At 55.0% G+C, this 14,845-nt stretch carries 15 protein-coding genes; 3 read left to right on the top strand and 12 right to left on the bottom strand.

Translation table 11 applies throughout. The features are described 5' to 3' along the window. Positions 1-118 precede the first annotated feature (118 nt). Positions 119-1,432 carry an exodeoxyribonuclease VII large subunit gene (gene xseA, locus LG288_RS02385; RefSeq protein WP_404401665.1) on the top strand — a complete coding sequence of 438 codons (1,314 nt, stop codon included), beginning with the start codon at positions 119-121 and terminating at the stop codon, positions 1,430-1,432. Between the two features lie 76 nt (positions 1,433-1,508). On the opposite strand, the gene guaA is transcribed toward xseA, so the two are convergent. Then, complete coding sequence (gene guaA, locus LG288_RS02380) at positions 1,509-3,086, bottom strand: glutamine-hydrolyzing GMP synthase (protein WP_404401663.1); 1,578 nt, start codon at positions 3,084-3,086, stop codon at positions 1,509-1,511. 39 nt (positions 3,087-3,125) lie between these two features. Continuing rightward, entirely contained in the window at positions 3,126-4,595 is a 1,470-nt protein-coding gene (gene guaB / locus LG288_RS02375; protein ID WP_404401661.1) for an IMP dehydrogenase, read from the bottom strand. 349 nt (positions 4,596-4,944) lie between these two features. Between guaB and LG288_RS02370 the strand changes: the two genes are divergently transcribed. Beyond that, positions 4,945-5,892, top strand: a complete 948-nt coding sequence (locus LG288_RS02370) for an alpha/beta fold hydrolase (protein WP_404401659.1) — start codon at positions 4,945-4,947, stop codon at positions 5,890-5,892. Next, positions 5,889-7,154, top strand: a complete 1,266-nt coding sequence (locus LG288_RS02365; protein ID WP_404401657.1) for an O-acetylhomoserine aminocarboxypropyltransferase/cysteine synthase family protein — start codon at positions 5,889-5,891, stop codon at positions 7,152-7,154. Before LG288_RS02370 ends, LG288_RS02365 begins: the two co-directional genes overlap by 4 nt. Before the next feature lie 19 nt (positions 7,155-7,173). On the opposite strand, the gene LG288_RS02360 is transcribed toward LG288_RS02365, so the two are convergent. From LG288_RS02360 to gspF, 10 genes are all read right to left on the bottom strand, one after another. Beyond that, positions 7,174-7,998 (bottom strand): mechanosensitive ion channel family protein, encoded by an 825-nt coding sequence (locus LG288_RS02360; RefSeq protein WP_404401655.1) that lies wholly within the window; start codon positions 7,996-7,998, stop codon positions 7,174-7,176. A gap of 64 nt (positions 7,999-8,062) precedes the next feature. Beyond that, positions 8,063-8,800: a type II secretion system protein N gene (locus tag LG288_RS02355; protein WP_404401653.1), complete on the bottom strand. Its 738-nt coding sequence runs from the start codon at positions 8,798-8,800 to the stop codon at positions 8,063-8,065. Continuing rightward, positions 8,797-9,330, bottom strand: a complete 534-nt coding sequence (gene gspM, locus LG288_RS02350) for a type II secretion system protein GspM (protein WP_404401651.1) — start codon at positions 9,328-9,330, stop codon at positions 8,797-8,799. The genes LG288_RS02355 and gspM overlap by 4 nt, the downstream gene beginning before the upstream one ends. Next, positions 9,327-10,544 (bottom strand): type II secretion system protein GspL, encoded by a 1,218-nt coding sequence (gspL, locus tag LG288_RS02345; protein WP_404401649.1) that lies wholly within the window; start codon positions 10,542-10,544, stop codon positions 9,327-9,329. Before gspL ends, gspM begins: the two co-directional genes overlap by 4 nt. Positions 10,545-10,547: 3 nt before the next feature. Further along, complete coding sequence (gene gspK / locus LG288_RS02340) at positions 10,548-11,525, bottom strand: type II secretion system minor pseudopilin GspK (RefSeq protein WP_404401647.1); 978 nt, start codon at positions 11,523-11,525, stop codon at positions 10,548-10,550. Beyond that, positions 11,518-12,192, bottom strand: coding sequence for a type II secretion system minor pseudopilin GspJ (gene gspJ / locus LG288_RS02335; RefSeq protein ID WP_404401645.1), 675 nt, complete (start codon positions 12,190-12,192; stop codon positions 11,518-11,520). Before gspJ ends, gspK begins: the two co-directional genes overlap by 8 nt. Continuing rightward, positions 12,189-12,599 (bottom strand): type II secretion system minor pseudopilin GspI, encoded by a 411-nt coding sequence (gene gspI, locus LG288_RS02330; RefSeq protein WP_404401643.1) that lies wholly within the window; start codon positions 12,597-12,599, stop codon positions 12,189-12,191. Before gspI ends, gspJ begins: the two co-directional genes overlap by 4 nt. Further along, positions 12,586-13,164: a type II secretion system minor pseudopilin GspH gene (gspH, locus tag LG288_RS02325; RefSeq protein ID WP_404401641.1), complete on the bottom strand. Its 579-nt coding sequence runs from the start codon at positions 13,162-13,164 to the stop codon at positions 12,586-12,588. The genes gspI and gspH overlap by 14 nt, the downstream gene beginning before the upstream one ends. 3 nt (positions 13,165-13,167) lie before the next feature. Further along, complete coding sequence (gspG, locus tag LG288_RS02320; protein ID WP_404403009.1) at positions 13,168-13,611, bottom strand: type II secretion system major pseudopilin GspG; 444 nt, start codon at positions 13,609-13,611, stop codon at positions 13,168-13,170. A 5-nt stretch (positions 13,612-13,616) separates the two neighbouring features. Then, complete coding sequence (gene gspF / locus LG288_RS02315) at positions 13,617-14,843, bottom strand: type II secretion system inner membrane protein GspF (protein WP_404401639.1); 1,227 nt, start codon at positions 14,841-14,843, stop codon at positions 13,617-13,619. Positions 14,844-14,845: the final 2 nt, after the last annotated feature.

The raw sequence follows: 14,845 nt of genomic DNA, 5'->3' as shown, positions 1-14,845 counted from the left end.
ACGCGACTTTGGGTCTTGCGTCAGGATGTAGGTCGCGTCCTGACGCGACTTTGGATCTTGCGTCAGGACGCAAGCTACGGTCAGGACGCAAGCTACGTCAGGGTGATGGGATTATTTTATGGATGTTTATTCGGTTTCGAAGCTGAACAACGATATTCGGCGGACGCTGGAGCAAGGCTTTGGTAATGTCTGGCTGGTGGGTGAGGTATCGAATTTTGCGGCGCCGGGTTCCGGCCACTGGTACTTTACTTTAAAAGACGAAAAGGCGCAGATCCGCTGTGCTATGTTCCGGGGCAATAATCAGCGGGCTAAGGTGCGCCCGCAAAACGGTGTGCAGGTGCTGGTGCGCGCGCGGGTGACCGTTTATGCACCGCGCGGGGATTATCAGCTGCTGGTCGAGCATATTGAAGATGCCGGCCAGGGGCTGTTGCAGCAGCGCTTTGAAGAGTTAAAGGTTAAGTTAGCCGCCGAAGGCCTGTTCGCTAACGAACGCAAGCGCCCGCTGCCTGCCGATATTCGCCGGGTTGGCGTGGTCACATCCCCCACCGGGGCTGCGATCCAGGATATTCTGGCGGTAATGAAACGCCGCGATCCTCAGGTTGAAGTGGTTATTTACCCCAGTTCAGTACAGGGCGAGTCGGCGATCCCGCAGTTGCAGCATATGCTGCGCAGTGCCTTTAACCGTAATGAGGTGGACGTACTGATTGTCGGCCGTGGCGGCGGCTCCATTGAAGACTTATGGTGCTTTAATGACGAGCAGGTCGCCCGGCTGCTGCTGGATGCGCCGATGCCGGTTATCAGCGCTGTCGGTCACGAGATTGACTTTACCATCTGCGATTTTGTTGCCGATCTGCGCGCACCTACCCCCTCTTCTGCCGCCGAGGTGGTCACCAAAGATCGCAGTCAGAGCGCGCAACAAATCAGTGCTTTGCAGCAGCGTCTGGTTCTGGCTCAGCAACGTAAATTAAAGGCGGCTTTGCAACAATGGCAGCACTTACAGCTGCGTCTGCAACAGCAACACCCTCAGCGCCAGCTGCAACAACAGTCACAACGCTCGGATGAGCTGCAGGCGCGGGCCGTGCGCGCGCTGACAAGCCAACTGCAGCAACTGAAGCAACGTCACCAGTACTTGCTGGGCCGCTTGCAGGCTCTGCATCCGGAAAAAGAATTGCTGCGCTATCAAAACCGTTTAAACGAGGCTCAACAGCGCTTAACGCCGGCGATTAACCGGTTACTGAAACAAAAAGGTGAGCAACAACGAGCGTTAATGCAGGCACTGAATATTGTCAGTCCGCTGAATACCCTGGACCGCGGCTATGCCATAGTCCGTGACAGCGCTGGCAACGTCATCCGCGACAGCCAGCAGGCCCCTAAAGGAACGGAATTAAGCGTCAAACTGGCGAAAGGTGAGCTCAAAGCACGAAGTGAATGATGTCAGGTTTTGTGGCTCGCGTCCTGGGGCGACTACCGCGCGTGCGCCGGGGCGCACGCTACGGTCAATTTGGTAATTATTCCCACTCAATCGTCGCCGGCGGTTTGCCGGAGATATCGTAAGTTACCCGCGAGATGCCGTCCACTTCGTTGATGATACGGTTGGAGACTTTTTCCAGCAGCTCGTAAGGTAAATGAGCCCAGCGGGCCGTCATAAAGTCGATGGTTTCGACGGCGCGCAACGAGATAACCCAGTCGTATTTCCGCTGATCACCCATGACACCGACTGAGCGCACCGGCAGGAATACCGCAAAGGCCTGGCTGACTTTATGATACCAGTCGGCTTTGTGCAGCTCGTCGATAAAAATTGCATCGGCGCGGCGCAGCAGATCGCAGTATTCTTTTTTGATCTCGCCCAGTACCCGCACGCCCAGCCCGGGTCCCGGAAACGGGTGGCGGTAGAGCATATTGTACGGCAGGCCAAGCTCCAGCCCGATTTTGCGAACTTCGTCTTTAAACAATTCCCGCAGCGGCTCCACCAGCCCCAGTTTCATGTCCTCGGGCAAGCCGCCGACATTATGGTGTGACTTAATGACATGGGCTTTACCGGTTTTCGAGCCGGCTGACTCAATCACATCGGGATAAATTGTACCCTGAGCTAACCAGTCTACTTCGGTCAGTCGCGCAGCCTGCTCGTCAAAAATTTCGATAAAGGTGTTGCCGATCAGTTTACGTTTCTTTTCCGGATCGTTTTCGCCCTGCAGTGCGTCGAGGAAGCGATCTTCGGCGCGTACGGGCAGAATGTTGAGACCGTAGTGGTCGCCGAACATCTCCATCACTTGCTCGGCTTCGTTCAGGCGCAGCAGCCCGTTATCGACAAAAATACAGGTTAACTGTTCGCCGATGGCGCGGTGCAGCAACATCGCCGTGACCGAGGAGTCAACGCCGCCGGATAGGCCCAGGATGACCTTATCTTTACCAACCTGCTGACGAATGCGATCGACCGCATCATCAATAATTTTTGCCGGCGTCCACTGTTTTTCACACTGACAAATGGTGCTGACGAAGTGCTCCAGCATCCGCAGCCCCTGGCGGGTATGGGTGACTTCCGGGTGAAATTGCACACCGTAAAACTGTCGTTGCTCGTCGGCAATAATGGCGTAAGGGCAATAAGAAGTTTTCGCCACAGTGTGAAAGCCTTCCGGGATGGCATCCACCTTGTCGCCATGGCTCATCCACACATCCAGCAGCGGCGCGCCGGAATCACTGACGGCATCTTCAATGGCTTCAAACAGCGGACTTTCGGCCACCATTTCGATTTGCGCGTAACCGAATTCACGCTCCAGCGAGCCCTGTACTGAACCGCCCAGCTGATGAGCCATAGTCTGCATACCGTAACAGACGCCCAGTATCGGTACGCCCGCTTCAAACACATACTGCGGCGCGCGCGGTGAATTCGGCTGGGTGACGCTTTCCGGACCACCGGAAAGAATGATGCCTTTGGGATCAAAGTCTTTAATGTCCTGCTCGTCTACGTCCCAGGCCCATAACTCACAGTACACGCCAATTTCACGAATGCGCCGGGCAATCAGCTGGGTATACTGTGAACCGAAATCTAAAATCAGTATTCGGTGGTCATGAATGTCTCTGCTCATCTAAGGTTCCGTTATTCTGTTTAAAGGCTAAAAGCGCTATTACGAACTGCGGTAGTTCGGTGCTTCTTTGGTAATTTGCACATCGTGAACATGGGATTCGCCCATCCCGGCAGCCGTCACTTTGACAAACTGCGGCTTAGTGCGCAGCTGTTCGATATTGGCACAGCCGGTCAGACCCATAGCTGAGCGCACACCACCCATCTGCTGATGAATAATGGCAGCAATAGGGCCTTTGTAGGCGATACGTCCCTCGATACCCTCAGGCACCAGCTTTTCTGCATCATTGGATTTCTGGAAGTAACGGTCTGAGGAGCCATTGCGCTGATTCATGGCGCCTAAGCTACCCATGCCACGATACGATTTATAATAACGACCCTGGTAAAGCTCGACCTCGCCCGGCGATTCTTCGGTACCGGCCAGCATGCTGCCCACCATCACACAACTGGCACCAGCGACCAGCGCTTTAGCGATATCGCCGGAAAAACGGATGCCGCCGTCGGCAATAACCGGTATACCGGTGCCGGCCAGGGCATCAACAGCGTCACTGATGGCGGTTATTTGTGGCACACCACAACCTGTGACAATGCGGGTGGTGCAAATTGAACCCGGGCCAATGCCTACCTTAACCGCGTCAACACCGGCTTCTGCCAGTGCTTTGGCGCCGGCGCCAGTGGCAACATTACCGGCAATGATTTGCAGCTCAGGAAAGTCTTTACGAGTTTGTGCGACCCGGTCGATAACGCCCTGGGAGTGACCGTGTGAGGTATCGATTAGCAGCACGTCGACGCCAGCTTCGACCAGCAGCCGAATACGCTCTTCGGTACCGGCACCTACGCCGACTGCTGCGCCTACACGCAGCGAACCCAGTTCATCTTTACAGGCGTGAGGCTTGTTTTCAGCTTTTTCGAAGTCTTTCAGGGTGATCATGCCGGTCAGCTTATAGGCATCATCAACAACCAGGATTTTTTCGATACGATGCTGGTGCATCAACTGCAGAATTTCTTCGCTTTCGGCACTGTGATGCACGGTTACCAGGCGGTCTTTGCCGGTCATGATGTGTTTGACCGTTTTAGCGTCATCGTCTTCGAAGCGGGTGTCACGACCGGTGACAATGCCCACTAAGTCGCCATTTTTTTCAACCACCGGGAAGCCCTGAAACCCATGTTCAGCCGTTAATGCCTTAATTTCACCAATGGTGGTGTCGGGATTAATGGTCACCGGATCGGCGACAATGCCACTTTCAAACTTTTTTACTTTACGAACGTGTGCAGCCTGCTGCTCGGCAGTCATATTTTTGTGGATGAAGCCAATACCGCCTTCTTGTGCCAGCGCTATCGCTAAGGGAGCTTCGGTTACCGTATCCATGGCGGCTGAAACCAGCGGCACATTAAGACTGATAGAACGGGTCAATTGGGTTTTTAAATCCGCTTGATGGGGCAGGACAGAAGAATGTCCGGGGACTAATAAAACGTCGTCAAAGGTCAGGGCTTCCTGGGCGATTCGCAGCATTGCAACACTCCGTAACGGGATTCATGTTGCGCGTGGATTATACATAAAGTCATAATTTCACGCAAGTGAAATTATGGGTGGTGTGCTCGCTGCGCTCGCGGCCGTGTCGCCCTGCGGGCGGGTTTGGTTCCAGCTCGCTGCGCTTGCTGAAGGCTATGTACCAGAAAACCTGCTAGTGCGGCTTGTGTATAGCCGCAACCGCCGAAGGCTGGTTGCACACGGCCCGCCCGAAGGGCGACACGGCCGTGAGCGAAGCGAGCACCTAACCAACTTCTTTTAGCCATCTAAATGTCTTGACGTCTTTCGGTCCGACCTGCTATTTTCGATTCATAGCATTTTGGAGGTTGTTATGGTTTTGCCAATTGGTCGGCCGTTTTATGTCAATACAGAACATGGGCGCGTTAAAGGCTTTCGTTATGCGCCGGAGAGTGGTCGTGCGGATGCCCCGGTGATCGTGGTGCAGGGCGGTATTAGTGCTACCGGCGAGCTGTGGAAGCTAGATGGCAGTGGCTGGTGGCAGGATTTATATCCGCTGTTTGCCGACAACGATGATATTCAGGTCTTGAGTTTCGATTATCTCGGCGGTCTGGGTGGCTCGGCCTTGCCTGCCCGCTGTCTGAGCGTCGCTGAACACAGTGAGGCCTATCAGCAGGCCTTAACACAGCTGGGCATCCGCCGGCTGGCGGGTTGGCTGGGTGGATCCTTTGGCGGCATTCTGGGCCTGCAGGCAGCCGCCACTGGCAGGGGCCCGGTGATTGAGCGGCTGGCGGTGTTAGGCGCAGCGCACAAACCGGCGATTCAGTCGACCGTGCTGCGGGCTTTTCAGCAGCTGCTGTTGCAGAACGCCGATAATGAGCAACAGGGCGTGGTACTGGCACGGGCACTGGCAATGCTGACCTACCGCAGTGCCGATGAATTTGAACAGCGCTTCGCCAGCGGCGACGAGGCACTGCAATACGTATTAGCACAGGGTGAACGCTTACTTCGGCGACACGGCAAACAGGCCAGTCACATTTTTACCCAACTGACTCCTGCCCTCAGTGATTATCAGGTCCAGGCCGACAAAATTTCGTGTCCGGTTCAGCTGGTGCATTTTAGCGGCGACACCATTGCCCCGCCCGCACTGGTTAACAGCCTCAGCCAGCAGTTAGTCAACTGCCGCTGCGTGCTATCGGTTCAGACCCATTACGGCCATGACGGATTTATAAAAAATGTCGCTGACTATCAGCCGACACTAACACAGTTTTTCAAACACCTGACAACAGACAAACAGTATGATGTGGAGCATGCCCTATGAAAGATGAGACCCTCGCCATTCACCATGGCTATCAGACCGACCCCACCACTAAAGCGGTGACTACCCCCATTTATCAGTCCGTGGCGTATGAGTTTGATGACGCCCAACACGGCGCTGACCTGTTTGATTTATCGGTACCGGGTAATATTTACACGCGTATTATGAACCCCACCAACGATGTGCTGGAGCAACGAGTGGCCGAACTCGAGCACGGTGTCGCGGCTCTGGCAGTTGCCTCGGGCATGGCAGCGATTGAGTACGCAATCATTACGCTGGCAAGTAACGGCGACAACATCGTCACTACCCCACAACTTTACGGCGGAACTTATACCCTGTTCCGCCATATGCTGCCGGGCTTTGGTATTGATGTGCGATTTGCCGAAGACGACAGCCCCGAGGCTATCGCTGCGCTTATTGATGAGCGCACCAAAGCGGTCTATTGCGAAACCATTGGAAATCCGGCGGGCAACATCGCCGATCTGCAGGGGCTGGCAGCTGTGGCTCACGAGGCCGGTGTGCCGCTGGTGGTCGATAATACTGTTGCCAGTCCAGCCCTTTGCAAGCCGATTGATTTTGGCGCCGACATTGTTGTGCACTCATTAACAAAATACATTGGCGGCCATGGTAATTCAGTCGGCGGGCTGATTGTCGACTCCGGTAACTTTGACTGGCTCCGGCACAGTGATCGCTTTGCCCAGTTCAGCAGCCCGGAGCCCGCTTATCACGGTATTATCTACACTGAAACTTTTGCAGCAGCTGCCTTTATCGCCCGGGCGCGCACCGTGGCACTACGTAATACCGGTGCGGCGTTATCACCTTTTAACGCCTTTTTATTACTGCAGGGTCTGGAAACACTGAATCTGCGGGTTGAGCGGCATTGTGAGAACGTCCGCAAAGTGGTTGCTTACTTACAAGAGCATCCGCAAGTTGACTGGGTTAACTTTGCCGGGCTGCCCGACCATAAAGATTATGCATTATGTAAGAAGTATATTAAGGGCGGCGTGCCTGCATCGCTGCTGACCTTTGGTATTAAAGGCGGCTACGACGCCGGCATTGCCTTTTACGATCGTTTAAAACTGTTTAAACGTCTGGTGAATATTGGTGATGCCAAGAGCCTGGCCTGCCATCCGGCTTCGACCACCCACCGGCAGCTGACTGAAGAGGAACAGGCCCGGGTCGGCGTTAAACCGGAGGCCATTCGTCTGTGTGTTGGTATTGAACACATCGACGATATTCTCGCCGATTTAAAACAGGCTCTGTAGCTTGCGCCTCTGGCGCAAGTTATTTCTGCTCCTGTCTGTGCATATGCACATCCATCTGCGGGAACGGAATACCGATGCCTTCTTCGTCCAGACGGTCTTTAATGCGCTCCAGCAGATCCCAACGGGTCGGCCAGTAATCTGCGGTCTTAGTCCAGGGCCGCACATTAAAGTCAACAGAGGAGCTGTTTAGGGCAGTAACCGTGACTACCGGGGCCGGATCTTCAAGCACCCGCTCGTCTTTTTCCAGCTCTTCCATCAGCACTTTTTTGGTATGCTGCAGATTCGCGCTGTAGCTTACCCCGATGACCAAATCAATACGGCGCGTATCCTCACGGTTGTAATTAACGATGGGGCTGCCGATGACTTGCGAGTTCGGTACGTAGACGCGCTTACGGTCCGGTGATACCAGTATGGTCTGAAAAATATTAATTTCTTCTACGGTACCGGCAGTGCCGCCGCATTCAACGTATTCCCCTGCTCGTAGCGGCCGGAACATAATCAGCAACACCCCTGAGGCGATGTTGGACAGCGACCCCTGCAGCGCCAGACCGATGGCTAAACCAGCCGCACCCAAAATGGCAATAAATGAAGTGGTCTGGACACCAACCTGGCTTAACGCGACCAGCAGCGCCGAGATAAAAATAACCGCTTTCACAATCGCCGATAAAAAGCTGATAACGGCGCCATCAACTTCTTTTTTCTCCATCCCGCGACGCATTAATTTGGTGAAGAAGTTTGAAATAAGCTTGGCAACCACCATCACCAGAATCGCGATAAACACTTTTATCGCGTATTCGATTAACATGCCCTGATTGTTGTTAATCCAGTCCAGTATGACCTGCATGAAAACATCCTTTTGTAACAGATTGTCGTTTTAGGTTACCTCAGCCTGGCTTGCAGCCGCAACCCTAAAGGCTGAAGGGGTAGCGGCCCTGATTATCGGGCCGGCCCAGAAAAGTGAACAACTCGGCCAGCGCCGCGGGGGTCTCCGGCCCGGGTTTTACTGTCCCTGCCGCAGCCACGCTGGAGCTGTTTATCGCCCCCTCCAGGGTCAGGCCCAGACTGTTATTGCCGTTCATTTGCAGACTAACCAGGCCGGGCTGCTGGCAGCCCAACTGTAGCGGAAAATCCCCCAGCGACTGCCAGACATTGTTCACCTGCACCTGAATATTAATACCACGAGCGTTACCCTGTAAGTCATCACACCAATGGTTCACGCTTGGCTCACTCAGCGCAAACTGATCAACCGCCAGCGTCCAGTTACCGCGGGTTTTCAGGGGCAGGCGAATATCCGTTAACTGCATCAGCGGTGCCAGGGTGCCGCTGGCCCTGAGATCCTGCAGGTTCAGTTGATTAAAACCCAGACTAATCTGCGAAGCAAAGGCCACAGGATTATTCTGCGCAGGCAGCTCCACCCGGGCCTGCAGCTGCCCGCCGAACAGCGCCCACAGATCCCAGTCCCAGCTTAAGTCCTGCAGCAACATTTGCTGCACCTGCACCCGCCCCAGGCTGCCCTGCCACAGGCTACCCTGTGCCTGAGCGATGGAAACGCCGGCCGGCAGAGGGATCCAGTACAGTACTTTTGCCGGCATCATAACCAGCAACGCCAACAAATAAACGGCTAACCAGGCTGCTACGGCTTTCATCCCTGCTCCACCACCAGCAACTGACGCACCCGCACTTGCCCCGGTGCTTCCAGGCGCGCGATATCCAGTGTGGTTATACTCATCTGGTACTGGTTTTCTAACTGCGCAATAAAGTTCAGCACCTGGTTAAAACCGGCTTCGTCAATACTGACCAGCATGCCCTGCCCCTGTGGCTGCAGCCGCGCTAAGTTAATATCCTGCGCCTGGGCAGCCTGGTTTAGCCGCTGCGACAGCGACCCGCCGGCACTGGCGGTATCGTCCTGGCTGGATTTAAGCGCCTGATAACGGGCTAAACTTTGCTGCACCCAGTTTAACTGTTGCTGTTGCGCCTGCAGACGCTGATTAGCTTCAGTACGAAGCTGCTGGCTGGGCTGCCAGATCACAAAATACAACAGTGCCAGCAGCAGCACTGCAGCTAATGCACTTAACAGGCGTTGCTCGCGTTGGTTAAATTGCTGCCAGCGCTGTTGTGCCTGCTGCACGACAGGCTGCGACTGCAACTGCTGTTGCCAGTGTTTCAGTTGCTTCATGAACGACCTCCTGCTGCCACCGTAATTGAGCCGGCAACCTGATTGCCGCGGTTATTAAGCGCGCCCTGCTCGACCTGTAAGCCGGCTTGGCGGGCGAGACGCTGAAACTGCTCAAACTGGCTGAAATTATTCGCCAGGGCCTGTAACCGCAGTTCGCCGTCCTGATAGCGCATTAACTCCAGTCGCATGCCCTGCTGCTGTGAAAATACCGGTTGCAACGTCTGCAGCAGCGCCAGTACCGACTGCTGCTGCTCGTCGCTGGCACCGGCGGCCTGCAACTGGCGCTGCAGCTGAACGCGAAGGTTAACAATGCGGGTCTGATCCGGAAAAGCCTGACGGTATTGCTGCTCAGCCTGCGCTTTCAGCTGCTCTGCCTGGTTATTTAGCTGATAACCACGCAGCAGATTAGCGCCGACCGCCACGACAAAAGCGACACCGGCAGCGATTGCCAGCGGCTTCCAGTTTAGCTGACTCTGCTGGCGGCTTTTAACGGCGTAACGACCACGGCGCACATCCAGCACCGGCTCAGATAATGCAAAGGCACTGAGGGGCTGTTCGATATCAGCGCTTTGCAGCGGCGCCGGGGGGTTATCCCAGTTCAGTTCGCCATAATGGCGGATAGTTTCCGGTTGCCCGCTCTCTGCCGCTAATAAAGGCCCGACGGCCTCCAGCTGACTGTGTTCAATGGTTAAGCCCTGCCAGGGTGCCGTTCTGATAATCACTGCATCGCCGGCCAGAAGGGCACTCCAGTGACCCGGCTGGTAAGGTAACAGCAGTGTTTCAGGACACCAGTGGTCGGCCTCAATTTGCGCTTCGCTCAGCCATTGCTGCCACTGTTGCATGCGCTCATGAGCAATAACCGCCACCGGAACGGCGCTGGTACTTTTACCAATGGACTGTGGCCAGCTAAAGTGCAATGTCTCAATATCACTGGCTAATTCATCTTCCAGCGCATAGGGGATCACGCGTTCCAGGTGGCGGCGGGTTCCCGCCGGTAGCTCCACCTGTTTTAACAGCACATCCTGCCCCGGCAACAAGAGGGTGGTGACGCAGCGTCTGGCCTGCTGTTGCAATTCGTCAAGCTGCTCCGGCGAACTTAACTGGCCACTGGCAATCACCTGTTGTTGCTGGCTGTGCCAGATAAACCAGGGCACAGGTGACGATGCCGCTGACGTACTGCTGGCCGGCAGGCGAATGTAAAGTTTTTCCTGCATCTATTATTCCCCCATAGCCCGGTAAATAACCCGCGCCGAATCCGGTGTTACCTGTAAAATTGAGCGCGCACGAATATCGACATCGCCCCATTGAATAAATGCCAGTAGCTGAAAATACTGACTGCTGACCACCAGTTCCTGCAACAGACCGTCCTCGCCGTCGCTGATACCCGCCAGCGGTCCTTCTGATAATGCCTCTTCGCGCTCAGCATACCCGCTTTGCGGGCGGCCTGCCAAGATCTGCGCGGCGCTGCTTAAGTCCAGTTGGCCGCCACTGATGGCAACCAACAGAGCGCCGTGTTCAGGATCCAGTGTATTGATATTCACCTTTAACTGCCGGTTGCCCGGAATAACGCACACCAAAGGTTTAATCCGTTCAATAATCTGCGGCGTAAAGCCGCGAATCTGACGCAGTTCGCTGATATCCACCAGCGCGCTGTTAGCTGCCTGATAAGGGTGCGCGCGGGACTCATAATCGGCATCTTCAGCGCCGTACTGCGATAACCGTGTGTCCTCGTCAATCCAGTCAATCAGCGCGTCCGTCAGCTGCTGTGCCTGGTAGCTATCAATCTCGGCCGCCGTTAATAACAGCCGAAACTGCTGCCGGCGTTTTTCGCCCTGCAACTCCTCATCACCCTCCGGCACCAGGCTGTTGAGATTAAAACAACTGCGTAAATCTCTGATTTGCGCGCCTATTTGGCCGCCCTCAACAGGGAAGGGCCCCTGGCGCTGCGCCCAGTTTTGCTCTAAGTGAACCACTCCGTCGCTGCGCTCCAGCTCGATACTTAACACCTCGGCGAGTACCTCTTCGGCGCTTAACCACATCCAGTAACTTTGCTCAGCCTGCTGTAAGTTGGCGCTGCGGCTGACCTGACGCTGAAGGGTGGACCCCAGATTCACAGCAATCACCGAGACCAGCGCAATAACCAGCATCACAGTAATCATGGCCGCGCCCTGTTGTCTGGCTGTGCGCTTATTCATCAGTTGCTGCCAAATCTGTTGTTGACCCTGTTGTCAGCAAAACGCGCTGAATTTCGCCAAATGCCCGGGTTTGCAGAGTCACCTCAACCGCTGCCGGTAAATCGCCGCGGGTCTGCCAGCTGCCCTGCCAGCCTTCATTAAGCCCCTGGTTGGCCGCGGCCTGCTGCGACTGCCGGTAAAAACGCACCTGCAGTGACTGCACTCCCTGCAGTAGATCCTGCACCACCGGCTGATCGGAGCGGTCATTAACATAAGCAAAGCTCAGCCGTTGTAATGTCTCATCCTGTACCCGATAAATGACCGGCTGCAGCTCTGCCCGCGGTAACAACAAACCGGGGTTGTCGTAGCCGCTTTTTACCAGTGCCAGCAGGCCACTGTCGGAATCGGCAAAGTCAGCATCATTGGTGATGTACTGATGCACCACCTCGACCCCACGCGGGCGGGTTGGCTTTATTACCGCCTGACGAATGTCCTGCTGCATCATTAGCAAGCCAAACTGCAATTGCTGCAGTTGTTCACGGGCCTGCTTTGACTGCTGCTCGGTTTTTGCCATCTGATCCAACACGGTGAAACTGGCGATACCAATGAGCGCAAAAATAGCCATAGTCACCAGCACCTCGACCAGGGTAAAGGCACGCTGATTTGCTTTAATTAGCGCCGCGCTCATGACTCACCTGCAGCTGAGTCAGGCCGGCGCAGATAACGGGTCAGGCGACTGAGCTCCTGCTCGCCGTCCGCGGCAGAAACAATAATGGTAACCGCTACCACATTGGGGGTTACTGTCTCGCTGACCTGCTGCTGCCACTGCCAGGACTGTTCGGCCAAAGTCGTGCGACCGCTGGCCTCATCGGCTACCGGCCACTGTTGCGCCAGCGTTAATTCGGCCAGACGATTTGATGCCACGTACTGAGCAAAGGTTTTTTGCTGTAAGATACTTAAACTGCCAAGATGACTACTGGCAGCGTTTACCGCTGCCAGAGCAGCCATACCAAACAGCGCAATGGCGACCATGACTTCAATTAAGGTAAAACCGCGCTGGTGGCAACGGCCGGGCAGAAAACTAACGCGCTGCATTTTCAACGTCCTGTACCCGAACCTGCCGGGGGGTATCTGCCACCAACCAGCGCTGTCCGTCAAGCTCATCGCGGCTGCTTATCTGTAAGCGAAAAGCGGTCATCTCGCCACTTGGCAAAATCATAACCTGCGGCTGCCACGAGACGGATTCCTCGCCGTCCTGCGGCTTATCCTCGCTTTCAAACAAAGGTTCGCTGTCCGCTCCCTGCAGCGCTAAAAAATCACTGGCTGTGGGCTGCAGCTGCCAGCGCATCGAGTCAGCAAACTGCCGTTCGCGCATTCCCCGCTGATTAAATGGCTGCCACTGCTGATCCTGCCAGCGGACAAAACGATAGCCTTGCTCGTCAAAATGCAAACCCAGCGGTTGCTGCCGCACCATGGCGTGCTCGCGGGCGTACTGCAGCTGCTCTTTTAAAGTAATTGCAAGATTCTGTGGCGAGCTCTGTGAGCCCGACGAGCCAGGTGCCACAAACATCACCGAGGTGGCCATCAGGCCTATAATGGCCATCACCAGCATCAGTTCTATCAGAGTAAAACCCTGTTCTGTAAGGCCACCGCGTTGCATTGCTTAGTTGTTCTGTTGCTCCTGACCAATCATCCAGCTGCCGAAATCATCATCGGTGCCCGGTTGTCCGTCAGGCCCGGCAGAAAAAATATCGATATCATCGTGCTCGCCGGGGTTAAGTAACAGGTAGTCGTTACCGTAAGGGTCCTGAGGTAAGCGCTTGATATAGCCCCCGTTGCGGTAGTTGCGCGGCTGTGGCTCACTGTTCGGCCGATTGACCAGCGCCTGCAGGCCCTGCTCGGTGGTCGGAAACATGCCGTTATCCAGATGGTATTGCGCCAGCGCATTTTCTAACGCCACAATGTCGGTGGTGACTTTCTGCTTGTTAGCCTGATCCTGACTGCCCAGTACGTTAGGCAAAATCATGGTGGCCAAAATACCAATGATGGCGATTACCACCATGACCTCGACCAGCGAGAAGCCTTTGGCCGCGTTTGTTTTGTACATCATAGTTACAGTCCTACACTTTGATTAAGTTGTAATATCGGTTGAATAATCGCCAGCACAATAAAAAAGACAATGCCGGCCATGGTCACAATTAATACCGGTTCGAAAACTTTCAGGCTGACCTGCACCAGGCTTTCGAATTCACGGTCCTGGTTGTCGGCGGTGCGGCGCAGCATCTGCTCCAGTTCGCCGGACTTTTCGCCTGCTGATATCATATGCAGCATCATTGGCGGAAACAGCCGGGTTTGCTGTAGCGCCGCGCGCAGAGACGAGCCCTCGCGGACCCGGGTTGCCGCCTCATCAATGGCTTCGCGCATGGCCAGGTTACCAATCACCGTGGAGGTTATTTTCAGGCCATCCAGTAAGGGTACCGACGATGACGTCAGGATACTTAAGGTACGGGCAAAACGTGCCGTATTAACGCCTCTTATCACCTTACCCAGCAACGGCAGTTTCAGCAGCTGCCGATGATAGCTGAGCCGGTGGCTGGTTTTGCGTAACCATTGCTTAAAACCCAGTAAGGCAATGACGATAATGCCCAGTAAAGCCAGTCCCCAGTTTTGTAAAAATTCAGAAAGGGTGATCATAAAACGGGTGGTCGGCGGCAGTGTCTGACCCATACTGGCAAAGTTATCGACAATCTGCGGCACAATAGACACCAGCAAAAAAACCACGATGCCAATAGCAACCAGCGTCAGCATCAGCGGATAAATCAGCGCCTGAGTCAGCTGGCTTTTCATGTGTTGACGCTGCTCGGTATAGTCGGCCAGTTCGCTCAATACTTGATCCAAATGGCCGGACTTTTCCCCTGCCGCTACCATCGCCGTGTAAAGGTGATCAAATACCCCGGGAAACTCGGCCATGGCCTCGGCCAGCCCATAGCCTTCAACCACCTTACTGCGCACCGACATTAACAGCTTTTTTAAACGTGGCTTATCGGTTTGATCAGCAACCGCCAGTAAGCACTGTTCGATGGGCAGGGCCGAGCTGACTAAGGTCGACAACTGGCGGGTAATCAGTGCCAGATCCTGGGATTTAACACTGCGCACGCCGCCCCAGCGTGGGGTGGCAGCGCCCGGTTTACGTTCTTTATCGGCGGCCGGCTCGACTTCCAGCGGCATTAAGCCCTGTTCGCGCAATTGCTGGCGTACCTGCCGTAGGGTATCGGCTTCGACTACACCCCGCTTTTTTCGTCCTTTAGCGTCTACCGCCTGATATGCATATGCAGCCAACG

Origin of the sequence: Idiomarina seosinensis (genome assembly GCF_044797955.1) — a bacterium.
GTDB lineage: Bacteria > Pseudomonadota > Gammaproteobacteria > Enterobacterales > Alteromonadaceae > Idiomarina > Idiomarina seosinensis_A.
Note: the sequence above shows the minus strand (reverse complement) of the source record. Positions and strands in the feature narration are given on the sequence as shown.

Coding starts and splice junctions, on each gene's coding strand:
- LG288_RS02365 (WP_404401657.1), top strand. CDS start 5,889: ATGAAAGATGAGACCCTCGCCATTCACCATGGCTATCAGACCGACCCC.
- gspK (WP_404401647.1), bottom strand. CDS start 11,525: ATGAATAAGCGCACAGCCAGACAACAGGGCGCGGCCATGATTACTGTG.
- xseA (WP_404401665.1), top strand. CDS start 119: ATGGATGTTTATTCGGTTTCGAAGCTGAACAACGATATTCGGCGGACG.
- LG288_RS02370 (WP_404401659.1), top strand. CDS start 4,945: ATGGTTTTGCCAATTGGTCGGCCGTTTTATGTCAATACAGAACATGGG.
- guaA (WP_404401663.1), bottom strand. CDS start 3,086: ATGAGCAGAGACATTCATGACCACCGAATACTGATTTTAGATTTCGGT.
- LG288_RS02360 (WP_404401655.1), bottom strand. CDS start 7,998: ATGCAGGTCATACTGGACTGGATTAACAACAATCAGGGCATGTTAATC.
- guaB (WP_404401661.1), bottom strand. CDS start 4,595: ATGCTGCGAATCGCCCAGGAAGCCCTGACCTTTGACGACGTTTTATTA.
- LG288_RS02355 (WP_404401653.1), bottom strand. CDS start 8,800: ATGAAAGCCGTAGCAGCCTGGTTAGCCGTTTATTTGTTGGCGTTGCTG.
- gspH (WP_404401641.1), bottom strand. CDS start 13,164: ATGCAACGCGGTGGCCTTACAGAACAGGGTTTTACTCTGATAGAACTG.
- gspL (WP_404401649.1), bottom strand. CDS start 10,544: ATGCAGGAAAAACTTTACATTCGCCTGCCGGCCAGCAGTACGTCAGCG.
- gspJ (WP_404401645.1), bottom strand. CDS start 12,192: ATGAGCGCGGCGCTAATTAAAGCAAATCAGCGTGCCTTTACCCTGGTC.
- gspG (WP_404403009.1), bottom strand. CDS start 13,611: ATGTACAAAACAAACGCGGCCAAAGGCTTCTCGCTGGTCGAGGTCATG.
- gspI (WP_404401643.1), bottom strand. CDS start 12,599: ATGCAGCGCGTTAGTTTTCTGCCCGGCCGTTGCCACCAGCGCGGTTTT.
- gspM (WP_404401651.1), bottom strand. CDS start 9,330: ATGAAGCAACTGAAACACTGGCAACAGCAGTTGCAGTCGCAGCCTGTC.